Source organism: Campylobacter sp. RM16192, from assembly GCF_004803855.2.
GTDB lineage: Bacteria > Campylobacterota > Campylobacteria > Campylobacterales > Campylobacteraceae > Campylobacter_A.
In genome coordinates, this window is sequence record NZ_CP012552.1 from 1,414,636 (window position 1) to 1,431,436 (window position 16,801).

The 16,801-nt window shown below is 38.8% G+C and carries 15 protein-coding genes and 1 tRNA gene; 5 read left to right on the forward strand and 11 right to left on the reverse strand.

Going from position 1 to position 16,801, the window contains the following annotated elements; translation table 11 throughout:
* Positions 1-65: 65 nt before the first annotated feature.
* The 6 genes from CDOMC_RS07505 to ileS all read right to left on the reverse strand — a co-directional run bounded on the left by CDOMC_RS07505 (position 66) and on the right by ileS (position 7,830).
* Positions 66-866, reverse strand: coding sequence for a carbon-nitrogen hydrolase family protein (locus CDOMC_RS07505; RefSeq protein WP_170018609.1), 801 nt, complete (start codon positions 864-866; stop codon positions 66-68).
* Positions 859-1,065 carry an exodeoxyribonuclease VII small subunit gene (xseB, locus tag CDOMC_RS07510; protein WP_172129055.1) on the reverse strand — a complete coding sequence of 69 codons (207 nt, stop codon included), beginning with the start codon at positions 1,063-1,065 and terminating at the stop codon, positions 859-861. Before xseB ends, CDOMC_RS07505 begins: the two co-directional genes overlap by 8 nt.
* Positions 1,062-2,165, reverse strand: a complete 1,104-nt coding sequence (gene metX / locus CDOMC_RS07515; RefSeq protein WP_172129057.1) for a homoserine O-acetyltransferase MetX — start codon at positions 2,163-2,165, stop codon at positions 1,062-1,064. Before metX ends, xseB begins: the two co-directional genes overlap by 4 nt.
* On the reverse strand, positions 2,165-3,613 hold the full coding sequence (guaB, locus tag CDOMC_RS07520; RefSeq protein WP_172129059.1) for an IMP dehydrogenase: 1,449 nt from the start codon (positions 3,611-3,613) through the stop codon (positions 2,165-2,167). Before guaB ends, metX begins: the two co-directional genes overlap by 1 nt.
* Positions 3,614-3,615: 2 nt before the next feature.
* The gene (gene gatA, locus CDOMC_RS07525) at positions 3,616-4,974 is read right to left on the reverse strand and encodes an Asp-tRNA(Asn)/Glu-tRNA(Gln) amidotransferase subunit GatA (RefSeq protein WP_172129062.1); all 1,359 of its coding nucleotides are present in this window, start codon (positions 4,972-4,974) and stop codon (positions 3,616-3,618) included.
* Positions 4,975-5,070: 96 nt separating this feature from the next.
* Complete coding sequence (ileS, locus tag CDOMC_RS07530; RefSeq protein WP_172129064.1) at positions 5,071-7,830, reverse strand: isoleucine--tRNA ligase; 2,760 nt, start codon at positions 7,828-7,830, stop codon at positions 5,071-5,073.
* Positions 7,831-7,960: 130 nt separating this feature from the next.
* On the opposite strand from ileS, the gene CDOMC_RS07535 reads away from it, so the two are divergent.
* Positions 7,961-9,058: a CinA family protein gene (locus CDOMC_RS07535; RefSeq protein WP_172129066.1), complete on the forward strand. Its 1,098-nt coding sequence runs from the start codon at positions 7,961-7,963 to the stop codon at positions 9,056-9,058.
* 3 nt (positions 9,059-9,061) lie between these two features.
* On the opposite strand, the gene CDOMC_RS07540 is transcribed toward CDOMC_RS07535, so the two are convergent.
* Positions 9,062-9,439: a rhodanese-like domain-containing protein gene (locus tag CDOMC_RS07540; protein WP_172129068.1), complete on the reverse strand. Its 378-nt coding sequence runs from the start codon at positions 9,437-9,439 to the stop codon at positions 9,062-9,064.
* Between the two features lie 177 nt (positions 9,440-9,616).
* On the opposite strand from CDOMC_RS07540, the gene CDOMC_RS07545 reads away from it, so the two are divergent.
* From CDOMC_RS07545 to CDOMC_RS07560, 4 genes are read left to right on the forward strand one after another with little or no spacing between them, the layout of a single operon-like run.
* Entirely contained in the window at positions 9,617-10,618 is a 1,002-nt protein-coding gene (locus CDOMC_RS07545) for a Fe(3+) ABC transporter substrate-binding protein (RefSeq protein WP_172129070.1), read from the forward strand.
* The gene (locus CDOMC_RS07550) at positions 10,619-12,166 is read left to right on the forward strand and encodes an ABC transporter permease (RefSeq protein WP_172129072.1); all 1,548 of its coding nucleotides are present in this window, start codon (positions 10,619-10,621) and stop codon (positions 12,164-12,166) included.
* Positions 12,167-12,171: 5 nt separating this feature from the next.
* Positions 12,172-13,089 carry an ABC transporter ATP-binding protein gene (locus tag CDOMC_RS07555; protein WP_336244380.1) on the forward strand — a complete coding sequence of 306 codons (918 nt, stop codon included), beginning with the start codon at positions 12,172-12,174 and terminating at the stop codon, positions 13,087-13,089.
* Positions 13,090-13,141: 52 nt separating this feature from the next.
* A complete protein-coding gene (locus CDOMC_RS07560; RefSeq protein ID WP_172129076.1) occupies positions 13,142-13,498 on the forward strand; it encodes a lipoprotein in 357 nt (118 codons plus the stop codon).
* A 6-nt stretch (positions 13,499-13,504) separates the two neighbouring features.
* Here the strand turns inward: CDOMC_RS07560 and CDOMC_RS07565 are convergent.
* The 4 genes from CDOMC_RS07565 to rpsL form a co-directional block, all read right to left on the reverse strand.
* Positions 13,505-13,581, reverse strand: a tRNA-Arg gene (locus tag CDOMC_RS07565).
* A 118-nt stretch (positions 13,582-13,699) separates the two neighbouring features.
* Entirely contained in the window at positions 13,700-15,778 is a 2,079-nt protein-coding gene (gene fusA, locus CDOMC_RS07570; RefSeq protein ID WP_172129078.1) for an elongation factor G, read from the reverse strand.
* 12 nt (positions 15,779-15,790) lie between these two features.
* Positions 15,791-16,261 (reverse strand): 30S ribosomal protein S7, encoded by a 471-nt coding sequence (gene rpsG / locus CDOMC_RS07575; protein ID WP_172129080.1) that lies wholly within the window; start codon positions 16,259-16,261, stop codon positions 15,791-15,793.
* Positions 16,262-16,336: 75 nt separating this feature from the next.
* Entirely contained in the window at positions 16,337-16,744 is a 408-nt protein-coding gene (rpsL, locus tag CDOMC_RS07580) for a 30S ribosomal protein S12 (RefSeq protein ID WP_169974390.1), read from the reverse strand.
* Positions 16,745-16,801: the final 57 nt, after the last annotated feature.

Consider the following 16,801-nt stretch of genomic DNA (forward strand, 5'->3'; position numbering starts at 1 on the left):
TTATATCGATTATATCCAAAAGAGACTTAGATACTTTTAGCTATTTAAAATAAGAAATTAGACAATTAAACAAGTCCTCTCTTGTGAAGTATCTTTCTAAATTCCCACAAATTTCTGGCATTACCAATCTTTTGCTTACTAACCTTTGCCAGTAACATCTCTTCGCCGTTTCCAAGACTGGCTTCAACTTCACCTAAAGGATCAATAAGCATCGTATCTCCGTAAAAATTCCACTGACCGGCGGTTACCTTATGATTTCCCACGCGATTTACCCGTAAAATATATGTATTATTCGTAAAAGCTCTAGTCTTTAAAAGCTCTTCCCAGCGATTTTCACTAAAAAAAGTGCTCGCGGTCGGCATTACTATGATATCTACTTTTTTATTCATCATATATGCCCAGACAGGGTCAAAGTGAGATTCGTAACCAAACATCACACCGATTTTAAATTTTTCATGCATAAAGGTCATAAAATTTATCTTGTCCTCTTGAGCGTTATTAAAGAATTTCGCCTCATTCCAGTGTGAATACGGCATTAAAATTTGCTGTTCATGAAATTTGACTCCGCTATTATTAAATTTTGCAACGACTTTTATAAATTCCTTTCCTTTGCTTAAAACGAAAGGCGCAACTATAGTCAAATCATATTTACTGGCAAGATTTAAAAGCGACTCTTTTTTCCTCTCACTCTGCTCTTTTATAATGCTTTTAGGCATGGTCTCAAGTTCTTTAAAAAAGCTATTTAGAACATACTCTCCAAGCACTATAAGACGAGCATCCTCATCGGCACACATCTTAAAATAATAATCAAGTCTAGAATCGCTCATAGGTTGAGTTGCAAGCTGCAATGCACAAATTTTACTCATCTTTTTCATCCCCTACTTCGTTTATGACAAGCTTGGCGTTTTGTAAAATTTTAGCCGCTTCATCAAGAAGTTTCTTGCCCTCTTTATGGAGCTTTACACTCTCCTCTAGACTGATATTCTCATCACTTAATCGCTCTAAAATCTCATTTGCCTTTATAAGCTTATCTTCAAACTGATCCTGTCTTATCTCTTCACTCATCCTAAAACCTTTTTTACATGATCTTCAAATTTATCAATCTCAACTAAAAACGCATCATGCCCGTAGCTACTATTTATCTCGATATATTCGCACTCGCAGGCTTTTTCAAGCTTGGCAAGCTCGTCCGCCATATCTTTCATACAACTTGGCGGAAAGAGTATATCACCGCCAAATGATATGAGAGTTAGCCTTGCTTTGATACAAGAAAGCGCGTCGCCAAGGCTATCATAATGCCTCGTGCAGTCAAAGATATTCATCATCTTAACGATATAAAGATAGCTTAACGGATCAAAGCGCTTTGGGAAATTATGCCCGTTATACTCCATATATCTATCTACTTGAAAGCGCCCCGTAAGCTCGTAAAGTCCGTCTGTCTCGACATAGTTTCTGCCAAATTTCACGTCCATCGAATCAGGACTTAAAAAGCTAATGTGCCCCACCATCCTGCCAAGTGCCATGCCGACAAGTCCGCTCTCGGCGATATCGTTTGGATCGTATTCGCCGTCTTTAAACTCCTTGTCACGCAAAATGCCTTCGATTGCGATTTTATTAAAAGCGATCGCCCAAGGCTTGGTCTGATAGGTGCTTGCCATGATGATTACGTTTTTTGCAAAATTTGGAAATTCTATCGCAAAGCAAAGTGCCTGCATACCGCCAAGACTGCCGCCGATAACCGCGTGAGCCTGCTTTATACCAAGCCTTTCAAAGAGCTTCATCTGAGCTTTTACCACATCGCTTATCGTAAGGACTGGAAACCTTAAGCGATACTGTTTACCTGTGCTTTTTTCGATACTAAGCGGATTTGTGGAGCCAAAATTTGAGCCTAAGATATTTACACAGATGACAAAAAACTTATTCGTATCAACTGCTTTGTCATCACCTATAAATCCGTCCCACCAGCCTGATTTCGTATCGTTTTCATACCTGCCTGCGGCATGGTGCGAGCCGGTAAGCGCATGGCAAATGACAATAACGTTGCTTTTATCTTGATTTAAATTTCCGTAAGTTTCATAAACAAGCTCAAAATTTGAGAGAATCCGACCGCTCTCAAGATAGAGCGGCTCGTCAAATTTCTCTCTTTTGGTTTTTAAATTTAACACTAATTAACTTTATAGTTCGGTGCTTCTTGTGTTATAACTACGTCATGAACGTGACTTTCTTTAAGTCCAGCACTTGTTATCTCGACAAATTCGGCCTTTTCTTGAAGAGTTCCGATATCTTTTGAGCCACAATAACCCATAGCGCTTCTTAGGCCACCAAGTAATTGGTGCACAACCTCTTTAATACTGCCGACATAAGGCACACGACCTTCGATACCCTCTGGTACAAGCTTATCTTGAGCGGTGCCTTCCTGAAAATATCTATCAGAGCTTCCTTTTGTCATAGCTCCGATAGAGCCCATACCTCTATATACTTTATATTGTCTTCCTTGGAAGGTTATAACCTCCCCCGGGCTCTCCTCGCATCCTGCAAGCAAGCTTCCAGCCATAATGCAGCTAGCACCTGCGGCAAGGGCCTTAGCGATATCTCCTGAATATTTAATTCCACCATCTGCTATAACAGGAATTCCATATTTTTTAGCCTCGTTTGCGCAGTCGTCAATGGCTGAAATTTGCGGTACGCCTACTCCTGCTATAATTCTTGTAGTACAAATTGATCCCGGACCGATTCCTACTTTTATGCCGTCTGCTCCTGCCTCTGCTAAGTCTTTAACTGCGGCTGGGTTTGCTATATTTCCGACAACTACGTCTACGTTAAAATTTGCTTTTACCTGTTTTAAAGTATCTATGATGCCTTTTGAGTGTCCATGCGCAGAGTCCATAACTATAACATCTACGCCAGCTTCCACAAGAGCTTTAGCCCTGTCAAGCTGCCCTACACCGATAGCAGCAGCAACACGAAGTCTGCCATATCTATCTTTATTTGCGTTTGGATACTCTTTGCGTTTTTTAAGATCTTTTATAGTTATGAGCCCTTCAAGATGTCCATCTTTATCAACTATAGGAAGCTTTTCCACTCTATTTTGACTAAAAATTTTCTCAGCATCATCAAGAGTGCAACCCTTTGGAGCTGTTATCAAAGGAGCCTTTGTCATACGATCTTTTACAAGCACTCTTCTATCGTTTTCAAATCTCAAATCACGGTTTGTTAAAATTCCAATCAGTTTATTTTCACTATCCACAACAGGAACTCCTGAGATATGAAGGTCTGCCATCATATCAAGCGCATCACCAACCGTTGCATCTGGAGAGATAGATATAGGATCTATTATAACTCCGCTTTCGCTCTTTTTCACCCGTCTTACTTCGTGAACTTGAGAGGCTATATCCATATTTTTATGTATTACCCCTATACCGCCTAAGCGAGCCATCATAATGGCTGTCCTGTGTTCAGTAACCGTATCCATAGCAGCCGATACAATGGGGATATTTAGAGTAATATTTTTAGAAAATACACTCTTTATACTAACTTCTTTGGGTAAAATTTCAGAATACTGCGGAACTAAAAGTACGTCCTCAAAGGTGAGAGCTCTTTTAACTATCTTCATCTTTATCCTTTTATTAAATTTTCCAAGCCAAATGCGCCATCAAGCAGAGTCTGCTCATCCCATGCCTTAGTCACAAGGTGAGCCGAGACATTTAAGCCGTTTTTATCCTTAGCCACAGGAACAGATATCGCAGGAAGTCCAGCCAAATTGACACCTATAGTATATATATCAGCTAAATATGATTGAAGCGGATCTGTAATATCACCGAATTTAGGGGCCGTAGTAGGTGCTACAGGCATTAACATGAGATCGCATTCGCTTAAAATTTGCTCATATTTTGCTTTTGTATACGCTCTTGCTTTTTGCGCTTTTATATAATAAGCATCGTAATATCCGCTACTTAACACAAAGGTTCCTAGTAAAATTCTTCTTTTTACCTCATCACCAAAGCCTTCCGAGCGAGAGTTGATATATAACTCTTTTAAATTTTTAGCCTCTGCTCTGCGTCCATATCTAACTCCGTCAAAACGGCTTAAATTTGCACTCGCTTCGGCAGTTCCTATTATATAATAGGTTGCTATATCATATTTTGAAGTGTCTAAATTTTTATAAACTATCTTATGTCCATTTGATTTTAATACACCAACCGCTTTTAAAAGTGCGCTTTTAGTCTCTTCACTAGCCTCGTTTATGTAGTTTTCTATCACACATATTGTTAGTTTTCTATCGGCGTTAAGCTTATCTGCAGTAGTTTCGAATTTCTTATTTACGCTTGTGCTATCTCTTTCATCATGTCCTGCGATGATATCATAAAGTATCGCGGCGTCTTCGACGTTTTGAGTTATAGGTCCTATTTGATCCAAACTGCTTGAGTAAGCTCCAAGACCATATCTACTTACGCGTCCGTAAGTCGGCTTAAAGCCCACACATCCGCAAAATGCAGCAGGCTGACGAATACTACCGCCTGTATCACTTCCAAGTGCGGCTATGGCTATACCGCCGCCAACTGCCGCCGCCGAACCGCCACTACTACCGCCAGGGATGTGGGCGTTATTTAAAGGATTTAAAGTTTTTCCATAAATTGAACTCTCGGTAGTGTTACCCATCGCAAATTCGTCCATATTTGTTCTACCAAATGGTGCTAAATTCGCCTCTAAAAGCTTTTCTATAACAGTTGCGTTATAAGGCGCTATGTAACCCTCTAAAATTTTAGAGCATGAAGTGATACTCCAGCCATCTACCTGAATATTATCTTTTATCGCGATAGGCACGCCTTCGCCAAGTTTTGAGATAGGCAAATTTGCAAGCTGTTCTACATAAGCTCCGAGTTTTTTCTCGGCTATGATTTTTGCCTCAAGCTCGCTTCTTAGCGACTTTATCTCCTCGCTTGAGAGCTTTAAAGCCTCTTTTAAAGTTATCATCTGTTTTCCTTAAATTTATTTACTAAAACTATACCGATGCCTACTACGCAAAGTATCGTTGCTATAGTGGCTACGATGACGCTAAAATGTATCGGCTCAGAGAGCATTTTTAAGCACTCTTTCACATCTTGGGCAGGTTTCGCCGTCATGTCTAGCGCTAAATTTCCAACATCTTGGGCACTTAAATTTGCTTGACATTACAAGCTTAAATTTGTCATGTCCTATCTCAAATTCAGCCAAACTATCCTTATCATCAAGGCTCTCGATCTCACTTACCATGTACCAATCGGTTATCTCGTCTAAGTTTTCGCTCAGGATAGAATTTGAGCTGGTTTGAAGCACTAGTTCAAGAGTTGATTTTATCTTTTTATCTTTTTTAAGCACGTCTATAAGCTCAAAGAATTTTTCTCTACTTTGAGCTAAAAGCTCATCATCCACTTCAAATTCAAACTCTATCGGCGCAAACTCAAAATCAAAGGCGTCCTTGGCTCCGTTTTTGATGATTTCAGGCGCGTAGTCCATAACTTCATCAACAGTATATGTAAGCGTCGGCGCGATAAGCGGCAAGAGCGCTCTTGTGATGATAGCCATCGCGCTTTGAGCCGATCTTCTGCGATCGCCGTCCATCTCGTCACAATACAGCCTATCTTTACAAATATCAAGATAGATGCCCGAAAGATCGGCACTCAAGAAATTCATAAGTACGCTAAAGCCTTTTGAAAAGTCATAATTTCTAAAAGCCGCCTCAACCTCGCTAAAAGCACGTCTGGCACGGCTTAGTATCCACTTATCAAGGATATTGAAATTTGAAGTCTCCAGATCATCCAAGTCATTTACGTTTGCAAGCAAAAATCTTATCGTGTTTCTTATCTTGCGGTATTGCTCGCTAACTTGTTTTAATATGTTATCGCTTATCTTTAGATCGCTTGAATAGTCGCTTAGCGCAACCCAAAGGCGCAAAATTTCAACGCCGTAAGTTTTGATCACATCTTGCGGAGCTACGACGTTACCTTTACTCTTACTCATCTTTTGACCGTTTTCATCGACGGTAAAGCCGTGAGTTAAGACGCTTTTATAAGGCGCTTGTCCTTCTGCTGCGCAGCTTAAAAGAAGTGAGCTTTGAAACCAACCTCTGTGCTGATCGCTACCCTCTAAATACATATCGGACTGATAGCTTCCCGCGTCGTAATCTCCGCTCTTTAAAACAGCGGACCAAGTGCTACCGCTATCAAACCACACATCAAGGATGTCGGTTACCTTTTCTAAATTTTTAGCGTCGTATTTGGAGTTTGGCGGTAGAAGCTGTGAAATTTCCATATCCCACCAAGCATCAGCTCCCTTTTCTTCGAAAATTTTGGCTACAAAATCCAAAATTTCACTATCAAATATCGGCTCTTTCGTCTCTCTATCTCTAAAAAACGCGATTGGCACACCCCAATCTCTTTGGCGAGAGATACACCAGTCAGGGCGATTTGCAACCATCAGCCCTATCCTTCTTGCACCGCTTGCAGGGTAAAATTTAACCTTTTCTATCTCGGCAAGCGCAACTTCTCTTAGAGTCTTTCCATCTATCTTTGGCTCATCCATAGCGATAAACCACTGCTTTGTCGCGCGGTATATAACAGGCTTGTGCGTTCTCCAACAGAAAGGATAAGAGTGGGTAAATTTGCTAACTTTAAGTAGGCTTTTGCCCAAAATTTCTAAAATTTTCTCGTTAGCTTTAAATATATGCATGCCGACCAGCTCATCTACCACGTCTGCGCGGAAAAGCTTCTTAGCTCTAAGTGTAGAGTCGTAAAGTCCTGCCTCGTCCACAGGCATGATAACTTCCATGCCGTATTTTAAGCTTATGTGATAGTCATCCTCGCCGTGTCCAGGAGCCGTATGGACAAGTCCTGTTCCGCCGTCCATAGTAACGTGCTCGCCTAGGATAAATTTAGACTCGCGGTCGTTTAGAGGATTTATCGCGTGGAGATTTTCAAGTTCGCCTGCTTTGAATTCCTTAACGATATCGCCTTTTGTAAGCCCTTCTTTAACGAGCTCTTCGATCATCTCTTTGGCAAATATCAAATTTTCAGCCGTAACTACGTATTTTTCATTTGGATTTAAGCTTATGGCTTGGTTTGCAGGAAGAGTCCAAGGAGTCGTAGTCCAGATGACTGCGCTTGCCTCTTTTACTCCAAGTTTTTTTAGCGCCTCATTGCCTAGTTTAAAGGCTACGTAGATGCTATAGTCCTCTTTGTCTTCATACTCGACTTCAGCTTCTGCAAGGGCTGATTTTGCCGCCCAGCTCCAGTAGACAGGCTTGCTTCTCTCGATCAAAAGGCCGCGCTTAGCGACCTTACAGAGCGTCTTATAAATTTCAGCCTCAAATTTAAATTTCATCGTAAGATAAGGATCGTCCCAGTCGCCAACTATACCAAGCTGCTTAAAGCCCTCTTTTTGGATCCCTATAAACTCTCTTGCATGCTCTCTACAAAACTCCCTGATCTGAGTTGTGCTCATCTCCTTTTTCTTCTCGCCGAGTTTTACCTCAACTTGCTGCTCGATAGGCAAACCGTGGCAGTCCCAGCCCGGAGTATAGCGGATATCTTCGCCAAAGAAGTAGTGAGTCTTAGTGATGATGTCTTTTAGGGTTTTGTTAAGTGCGTGTCCGATGTGCAAATTTCCGTTAGCGTAAGGGGGTCCGTCGTGGAGGCTGAAGCTCTTTTTCGCTTTTTCTCTTTTATTTTTCATCTTTGAATAGATATCGCGCTCGCCATACCAACTTTTTAACCTATCTGGCTCATTTTGCGGAAGGTTACCGCGCATAGGGAATTCCGTATTCGGAAGCAGAAGTGTATCTTTGTAATCCATACTTTAACCTTATTTTTAAGTTGGTAGATTTTATCAAAGTGGCGATTAAACGCTTCTGAAAAATGAGCTTATATGCTAAAATTTCGCCTATATTTTTGTGATATAATGGTCTAAATTGAAAGGAGAATTTATGAAAAATGCACTTTTGATAATCGGAGAAGATTTAAACATAAACTCAACTTTTCTAAACTATATATTATCTTGTTATAAAGCGCATTTTAAAGAGCTTGGGGAATTTAGTTTCGTAAATAAAAGCGATAAAGAGTTGCCGTTTATAATAGAAAACCTATGCTCTAAATTTGATACTCTTTGTATATTTGCCTCAAACGAAAATTACGCAACTACAGCTAAAATTTTGTCCACATTAAGCGAGGATTTAATAGAACTAAAAGAGCACAATACACTTGCGCCAAGCAAGGCTCTAACAATAACCAAAGATAGCTTTTTAATAAATTTAAATGAGACTCAAGTAAATCTCATAAAAGCTGTTCCAACTAAAGAAATAGGACAAATTCACATAAAACCAAATATAAATTTTACTTATTTTAGCCTATTTGATATCGATAGCGAAAGTACTAAAATTTTACTAGAACCGATTGCTAAAACTTATGAGGTACAAATTTATCTATCCCAAATCATAGAAAATTTAGTTATCGTAAGGGCGGAAGCTAATAAATTTGGTCAGATAGAAAGCTTTATAAACGGTGTTAAAAATCTATTTTCTCAAAAATTTATCGCTAGTAAAAATTTAGTTAAGCATATTGCAAAAACACTCATTAGAAAAAATCTAAAAATTACCTTTGCTGAGTCTTGCACTGCAGGGTTAATAGCAGCTAAATTTGGTCAATTTGCAGGAGTTTCAGCCGCTTTTGACGGCTCGCTTATAACTTATGCAAACGAGATTAAAGCTGAATGGCTAGGAGTTGGCAAAGACACTCTTGAAACTTATGGAGCGGTAAGCGAGCAATGTGTAAATGAGATGCTAAGCGGGGCTATTCGTTCAAGCGGAGCTGATTTCGCATTAGCTGTTAGCGGAATAGCAGGACCTGATGGTGGAAGCGTGGAAAAACCCGTAGGAACCGTATTTGTAGGAGCTTTAAGCAAAAACGGTAAGATCATAGTCGACAGGCTAAATTTAAATGGAGATAGAAACTATATAAGAGAGCAAAGCGCACTGCATGCCTATACATGCCTATTGCGCATTGCCCCTGAAATCTTTTTTGAATAAAATTTATTTATTAAAAGGAACAGGCTCATAGCCTTGTCTAATCAAAGCTCCCATTCCGCCATGTAAATTTATTATATTTAGACCGCCGGAATCAAGCATTCTAGCCGCATGAAAACTTCTGTTGCCGCTTCTACATATTAAAGCAATAGGCTTTGAGATATCAAAGTTCTCCTTTAGTTCTTGTATAAATTTAGTAGTATTATAAGGATCAAAGGTTATTGTTTTAGCACCTTTTACTATGCCTGTAGCTCTCCATTCTGGCTCTGTTCTGATATCTACAATCTGCTCATAATCATTAATGTTTTGAGGGGTTACATTAACACTTTGAAACTGAGAAAAAGCAGCTGATGCAGCCATTGATAGAAGTAGAAATTTTTTCAATTTTTTGCCTTTTTATCATTTTAAATGGCAGAATTTTATCACTTTTTGGTTAAAAAATTTTTAATAAGTATCAATGTTATTATTTAAGCCTACAACAACTATATTGTTGATACTTAATATTATTATAAGAAATAAATGCTAATATTTTGAGTTTCAATACCATTAAAAAGGATAGACATGAAAAAAAGCATACTAGCTTTAAGTTTGCTAGCAAGTTTTGCACTTGCTGCTGAAATAAACATATATTCTGCTCGCCACTATGACGCTGACACGCAACTTTATAAGTTATTTGAAGAAAAAACTGGAATTAAAGTAAACGCAACTCAAGCAAAAGGTGGAGAGCTTATTAAAAAGCTTGAGGTAGAGGGCGATAGCTCTATAGCAGACCTTTTCATTACTGCGGATGCAGGAAATTTCCACACAGCTAAGAAAAAAGGCGTATTGCAATCCGTAAAATCGCAAACTCTAGAAAAAATCGTTCCGGTTCAATATAGAGATGCAGAGGGTTGCTGGTTTGCAATATCAAAAAGAGCTAGAATTATAGCTTACGATAAGAGAAATTTTGATCCAAGTATTATTAAAAACTACGAAGATCTAACCAAGCCTGAGCTAAAAGGCAAACTTCTAATAAGAAGCGCGACAGCAGCATACAATACATCTCTTCTAGCTTCAATAATAGAGAGTCAAGGCATGGACGCTGCTAGTAAATGGGCTAAAGGCACTCTAGCCAACCTGGCTCGCGATCCAAAAGGTGGAGATAGAGACCAAGCTAAAGCAATATTTGCAGGCGAGGGTCAAGTAGCAGTAATGAACACTTACTACATCGGACTTATGCTAAATTCTCCAAAGCCTGAAGATGTAGAGGTCGCTAAAATTTTAGGAGTAATATTCCCTAATCAAGACAACCGCGGAACACACGTAAATATAAGTGGTATAGCACTGACAAAAGCTGCTAAAAATAAAGAGAATGCTATCAAATTTATGGAATTCATAGTAAGTCCTGAGGCTCAAAAGATACTTGCGGGCATTAACTACGAATACCCTGTAAATACAGCAGTAGAGCCAAGCGATACAATCAAAGCGTTTGGAAAATTCAAAGAGGACTCAACTCCACTTTATAAATCTGTAGAAAAAATAAGCGAAGCCGTAAAAATATTTGATATGGCTGGCTGGAAATAAGTGAATATCAAATTTTGGGCGATTACGGTCGCCCTCATCATCCTAGTCCCTATTATCAGCATTTTTTTCGAGATAGCTTTTGGAGACTACTCCAATTTAGAGCATTTTTTTAAATATCTATTTTTAAGGTATATTCAAGGCACTTTTTTAGTAGCTTTCGGGGTCTTGGCTCTAAGTGCCACAATAGCCGTTATTTCGGCATGGATAGTAGCCAACTACCGATTTCCTTTTGCAAATTTCTTTGAATATGCCCTAATGCTTCCGCTTGCCATACCAGCTTATATATTTAGCTTTTGCTATGTCGGAATAATGGAGTTTCAAGGCTATTTTCATAAAATTTTCGGCTTTAGACTTGATTTTATGAATATTTACGGAGCCATTTTCGTACTCTCGCTATCACTTTATCCATATATCTATATGTTTGCAAAAACTTCCTTTAAAACTCAGTCAAAAGTACTTTTTGACGTATGTAAAATTTATAAACTATCTCAGTTTAAAATCTTTAAAGTAGCAGTGATGCTCTCTAGACCGGCCATTATAGGCGGAGCAATGCTTGTTTTAATGGAGACCTTAAGCGATTACGGCACGGTGGCTTATTACGGAGTGACAACATTTAGCGCAGGGATATTTAAACTATGGTTTGACTTAGGAGACTCATACTCCGCATCTATTTTGGCTGCGATGCTAATGGTTTTAGTATTTGTCATAATGATATTTGAGCATATCAATAAAAACTCAAAAGGTTATAGCTTCAATACGCACAATATCGCAAAAACAACAGCCAAAAGCGAACTTGGAAATATAGGCAAAATTTTAGCTTTCTTATGGTGCTTTGTAATTTTTTGTTTGGCATTTTTATTTCCTGTTGTCTGGCTTGTTTATTGGAGCATAATGACGATTCAAGATTTCAAGCTAGAATTTATAACCATGGCTGGAAATTCGCTTCTAATGGCTATCATAAGTGCAATTTTAATAACTTTTATTAGCTTCTTTCTAGTATTTTCAACAAGAATTATCAAAAACAATAAGCTAAATACATTCTTGCTAAAAACTACCTCTCTTGGCTATGCACTCCCAGGGGCAAGCATAGGCCTATGCGTGATGATAGTATTCGGATATATAGATAGAAATTTTGGCACTCAATTTTTATCAGCCTCGTTTGTCGTATTGATCTTTGGCTATATTGTAAGATTTTTAGCGACTTCAGTATATGCTGTAGAGAGCGGCTATGCAAAAATTCCAAAAAATATAGATGATGCGAGCTTGCTTCTTAACAAATCCAAATTCACGCTTTTTTTCAAAGTGCACCTTCCTCTGTTAAGGCACTTTTTCTTTCTTTCGTTGATTGTAGTTTTTATAGACATTGTAAAAGAGCTGCCATTAAGCTTGATACTGCGTCCGCTTGGCTTTGAAACTCTTAGTATTAGAGCATTTTTCTATGCCACAGATGAAAGACTATATGCGGCGGCATTACCATCTTTACTGATAGTTTTGCTATCTTTAGCGGCAGTAATTTGGCTTGAAATAATATCTAGGAAAAAAGCATAATGGAAATTTTAAATATTAGAAATTTAAACAAGAAATTTAATAACATAGAAGTTTTGAAACATATAAATTTGACGCTAAAAGAAGGTGAAATTTTAAGTATTTTGGGCGAAAGTGGATGTGGCAAAAGCACTCTTTTGAGAATTATAGCTGGACTTGAGACAAAAGATAGCGGAGATATAGAGCTTAAAAAAGGTTGTGGTGTGGCTATGATGTTTCAAAACTATGCTCTTTTTCCACACTTAAATGTCTATAAAAATATAGAATTCGCTCTTTCAAAAATGCCTAAAAATGAACGCGATATAGAGATAAAAAGTCTACTTGAGAAATTTAAAATAAAAGATTTAAAAAATAAGATGTGTGATCAAATTTCAGGAGGACAGGCTCAACGCGTGGCATTTGCAAGAGCGGTGGCAAACAAAGAGAAGCTTTTATTGCTTGATGAGCCGTTTGCAAACCTAGATCACAATCTCCGCCATACTTTAAGATCCGAATTAAAACAGATGATCAAACAAAACGGTCTAAGTGCTATTATGGTAACTCACGATAAAGAAGATGCTTTTATGCTAAGTGATAAAATTGCGCTTATTAAAAATGGTATTATTTTAGATATTGGCACACCTAAAGAACTCTATTTTCATCCTAGTAATTTCGAGGTGGCAAAATTTTTAGGCGAGATGAACTCTGTGGCAGGATACAATATAGAAGTGCTTCCAGATGAATTTAAGCAGTGGCTTAAAAACAAGAGATATATGTTTAGACCAGAACAAATTATAAGCGGCAACAAATTTGAAGCAAATGTATTAAGTTACCGATTTTTAGGTGCATTTTATGAGCTTGAATTGGAATTTAAGAATGTAAAATTTAAAAGCATCATAAGCTCAAATATTGAAATAAGTGATAAATTTAGCTTTGACCTCAACTAAAATATTAACTAAATTCTCATAAAATATACAGAATAAAACAAAAGGCTATTTTATGAATAAAATTTCAATATCTGCAATACTGCTAACTCTACTTTTATCAGGATGCTCTGATGGCAAACAAGCTAAAGAGATAGTTGATTCCACAAAAGATGCTGCCAACAAAATAATAGAAAAAGGCTCTAACGCTGCAAAAGATGTCATTGATAAAACCTCAGAAATAAAAGGAAGCACTCAAGATATCATAGGTGCAGTTACTGATAAGGCTATAAAAAGTGCCGAAGAGATCAAGGATAAAGTAGAGAGCACCATAGACGAGATAAGAAAAGACACTAAAGATATTTTAAACAACATGCTAGAAGAAAACGGTACTAAAGAAAACCAAAAATCGGAAGAGATTTTTAAGATATAAATGAGGTGGTGTCCCCAGCGAGATTCGAACTCACGGCCTCAAAATTAGGAATTTTGCGCTCTATCCAGCTGAGCTATGAGGACAAAATATAAATTAATGCTATTTAGTATGTGTTATTTTAAATCGACAAAATAGGCTATATAAAAGTATATTTGTCAGTTTATAAAATTAAAAAAGGGCGAGGAAATCCCGCCCTAAATTTTAGCCATTTCTCTTTTTAATGATCTCTTCAGATACGTTCTTAGGAACTTCTTCGTAATGATCAAATTCCATAGAGTATGTAGCACGACCTTGAGTTTGGCTTCTTAGGTCTGTTGAGTAACCAAACATCATAGCAAGTGGGCAGAATGCTGTAACGATCTTGTTGCCACTTCTTTCATCCATTGAGCTAACTTGTCCGCGGCGCTTGTTAAGGTCGCCAATAACATCACCCATATACTCTTCAGGAGTTTCAACTTCAACCTTCATCATAGGCTCAAGTATAACCGCACCTGCTTTTCTAGCACCCTCTTTAAAGCCCATTGAAGCAGCAAGTTTAAACGCCATTTCAGAGCTATCCACTTCGTGGTAGCTACCGTCAAATAGCGTAACTTTAACGTCTTCCACAGGATATCCTGCAAGAACACCGTTTTGAAGCGCCTCTTTACAACCTTTTTCAACAGCCGGAATATACTCTTTAGGTACGACACCGCCTTTGATGTCATTAACAAACTCAAATCCAGTGCCTGGCTCAAGTGGCTCAAGACGCAAGAATACGTGTCCGTATTGACCACGTCCACCTGATTGCTTAGCATATTTGTACTCTTGCTCAACTGTTTTGCGGATAGTTTCGCGGTATGCAACTTGAGGTTGTCCAACCTCTGCATCAACTTTAAATTCGCGAAGCATACGATCAACGATAATCTCAAGGTGAAGCTCACCCATACCAGAGATGATAGTTTGACCACTCTCTTCATCTGTGCTAACTCTAAAGCTTGGATCTTCTTGCGCTAGCTTTTGAAGTGCAAGTGCCATCTTCTCTTGATCTGCCTTAGTTTTTGGCTCAACCGCAACAGAGATAACTGGATCTGGGAAGTCCATTCTCTCAAGGATTACTTTATCTTTTTCGCTTGACAATGTATCACCTGTTAGAGTCTCTTTCAAGCCTACAACAGCGCCGATCTCGCCGGCGTGAAGAACTGTGATCTCTTCTCTTTTATTTGAATGCATCTTTAAAAGACGACCGATTCTTTCCTTTTTGCCTTTAGCTGAGTTGTAAGCATAGCTACCGCTCTCTAGACTACCACGATAAACACGAACGAAAGTTAGCTGACCGACAAACGGGTCTGTCATGATCTTAAATGCAAGACCGGCAAATTCGCCATCATCGGCTGACTCAACTTTTACCTCTGTGCCGTCTTCATACTCGCCTCTGATCGCCTCAACCTCATCTGGAGCCGGAAGATAATCAACGACAGCATCAAGAAGTGGTTGAACACCTTTATTTTTAAATGATGTTCCGCAAACCATAGGGATAATTGACATTGAAAGACAACCGGCTTTTATACCTTGTTTAATCTCCTCAACGCTAAGCTCCTCACCGCTAAGGTATTTCTCCATAAGCGCATCATCGGTTTCAGCTGCAGCCTCAACCATTTTCGCACGGTACTCTTCTGCTTTTTCTAGTAAATCGGCTGGAATTTCTTTCTCTACGAATGTAGTTGGCTTGCTATCATCTTCCCAAACCAAAGCTTTCATAGTTACTAGATCAACTACGCCTTTAAATGTATCTTCAGCACCGATTGGAATTTGAATAGGCACCGGGTTTGCTTTTAGGCGGTTTTTGATTTGGCTCTCTACGTTATAGAAATTTGCGCCAACTCTGTCCATTTTATTTACATAAACCATTCTTGGAACGCCGTATTTGTTAGCTTGTCTCCAAACTGTTTCAGACTGAGGCTGAACGCCACCAACCGAACAAAATACAGCAACGGCACCGTCAAGAACACGCATGGAACGCTCAACTTCGATAGTAAAGTCAACGTGGCCCGGAGTGTCAATAAGGTTAATTTGGTGATCTTTCCAGAAACAAGTTGTAGCAGCAGAGGTAATTGTAATACCACGCTCTTTTTCTTGTTCCATCCAGTCCATCGTAGCAGCACCATCGTGAACCTCACCAAGTTTATGACTCATACCTGTAAAGAACAGAATTCTTTCGCTGGTTGTAGTCTTTCCAGCATCAATGTGAGCCGCGATACCGATGTTTCTAACCATATGTAATGGGGTTTTTCTATTTGACATAAATATTCCTTATTACCAGCGATAGTGAGCAAACGCTTTGTTAGCCTCTGCCATTTTGTAAGTATCCTCTTTCTTCTTAAAAGATGCACCTTTTGAATTTGCAGCATCAAGCAGCTCGTTAGCAAGCTTGTCTATCATAGTTCTTTCGCTTCTCTTTCTTGCATAGCTGATTATCCAGCGGATAGCAAGAGCTTGTTGGCGCACTGGGCGAACCTCAACAGGAACTTGATATGTAGCACCACCAACGCGGCGTGATTTAACTTCCATGATTGGTTTTACATTTTCAATAGCATCGTTAAAAACATCTATGCCTTTAACTTCGCTATTTCTTTTTTCGATAGCTTTGATAGCACCGTACATAATCTCGGTTGCTACGCTTTTTTTACCATCGTACATAAGCGAATTAATAAATTTAGTGATTACTTTGTTTCCATATATCGGATCAGGTAAAACTTCCCTTACAGGGGCTTTTCTTCTTCTCATTTGATTATTCCTTCAAATTTTATAAATTTTACTCAAACGCAACTAAATTAAAAGCGCGTCTGCGAACCTAATTTCTTATTTCTTTTTTCCCGCTGCAGCAGCTGCTTGACCAGGTTTAGGACGTTTAGCACCATATTTAGAACGTGAAACTGTTCTTTTTGCAACACCAGCAGTATCAAGCGCACCACGAACTATGTGATATTTAACACCAGGTAAGTCTTTAACCCTACCGCCGCGAACTAGCACGATGCTGTGCTCTTGCAGGTTGTGACCCTCACCGCCGATATAGCTAATAACTTCAAAGCCACTGGTTAATCTAACCTTGGCAACTTTTCTCAAAGCAGAGTTTGGTTTTTTCGGAGTTGTTGTGTAAACTCTCGTGCAAACGCCTCTTCTTTGAGGACACTCTTTTAGCGCTGGAGATTTTGATTTTACAATCACTTTCTTGCGCTCTTTTCTGACCAATTGATTTATGGTTGGCACAGTAATTCCTTTCGACTAAATTTATTAAAAAGACTTAATTTTATTTAAAAAAAGCTT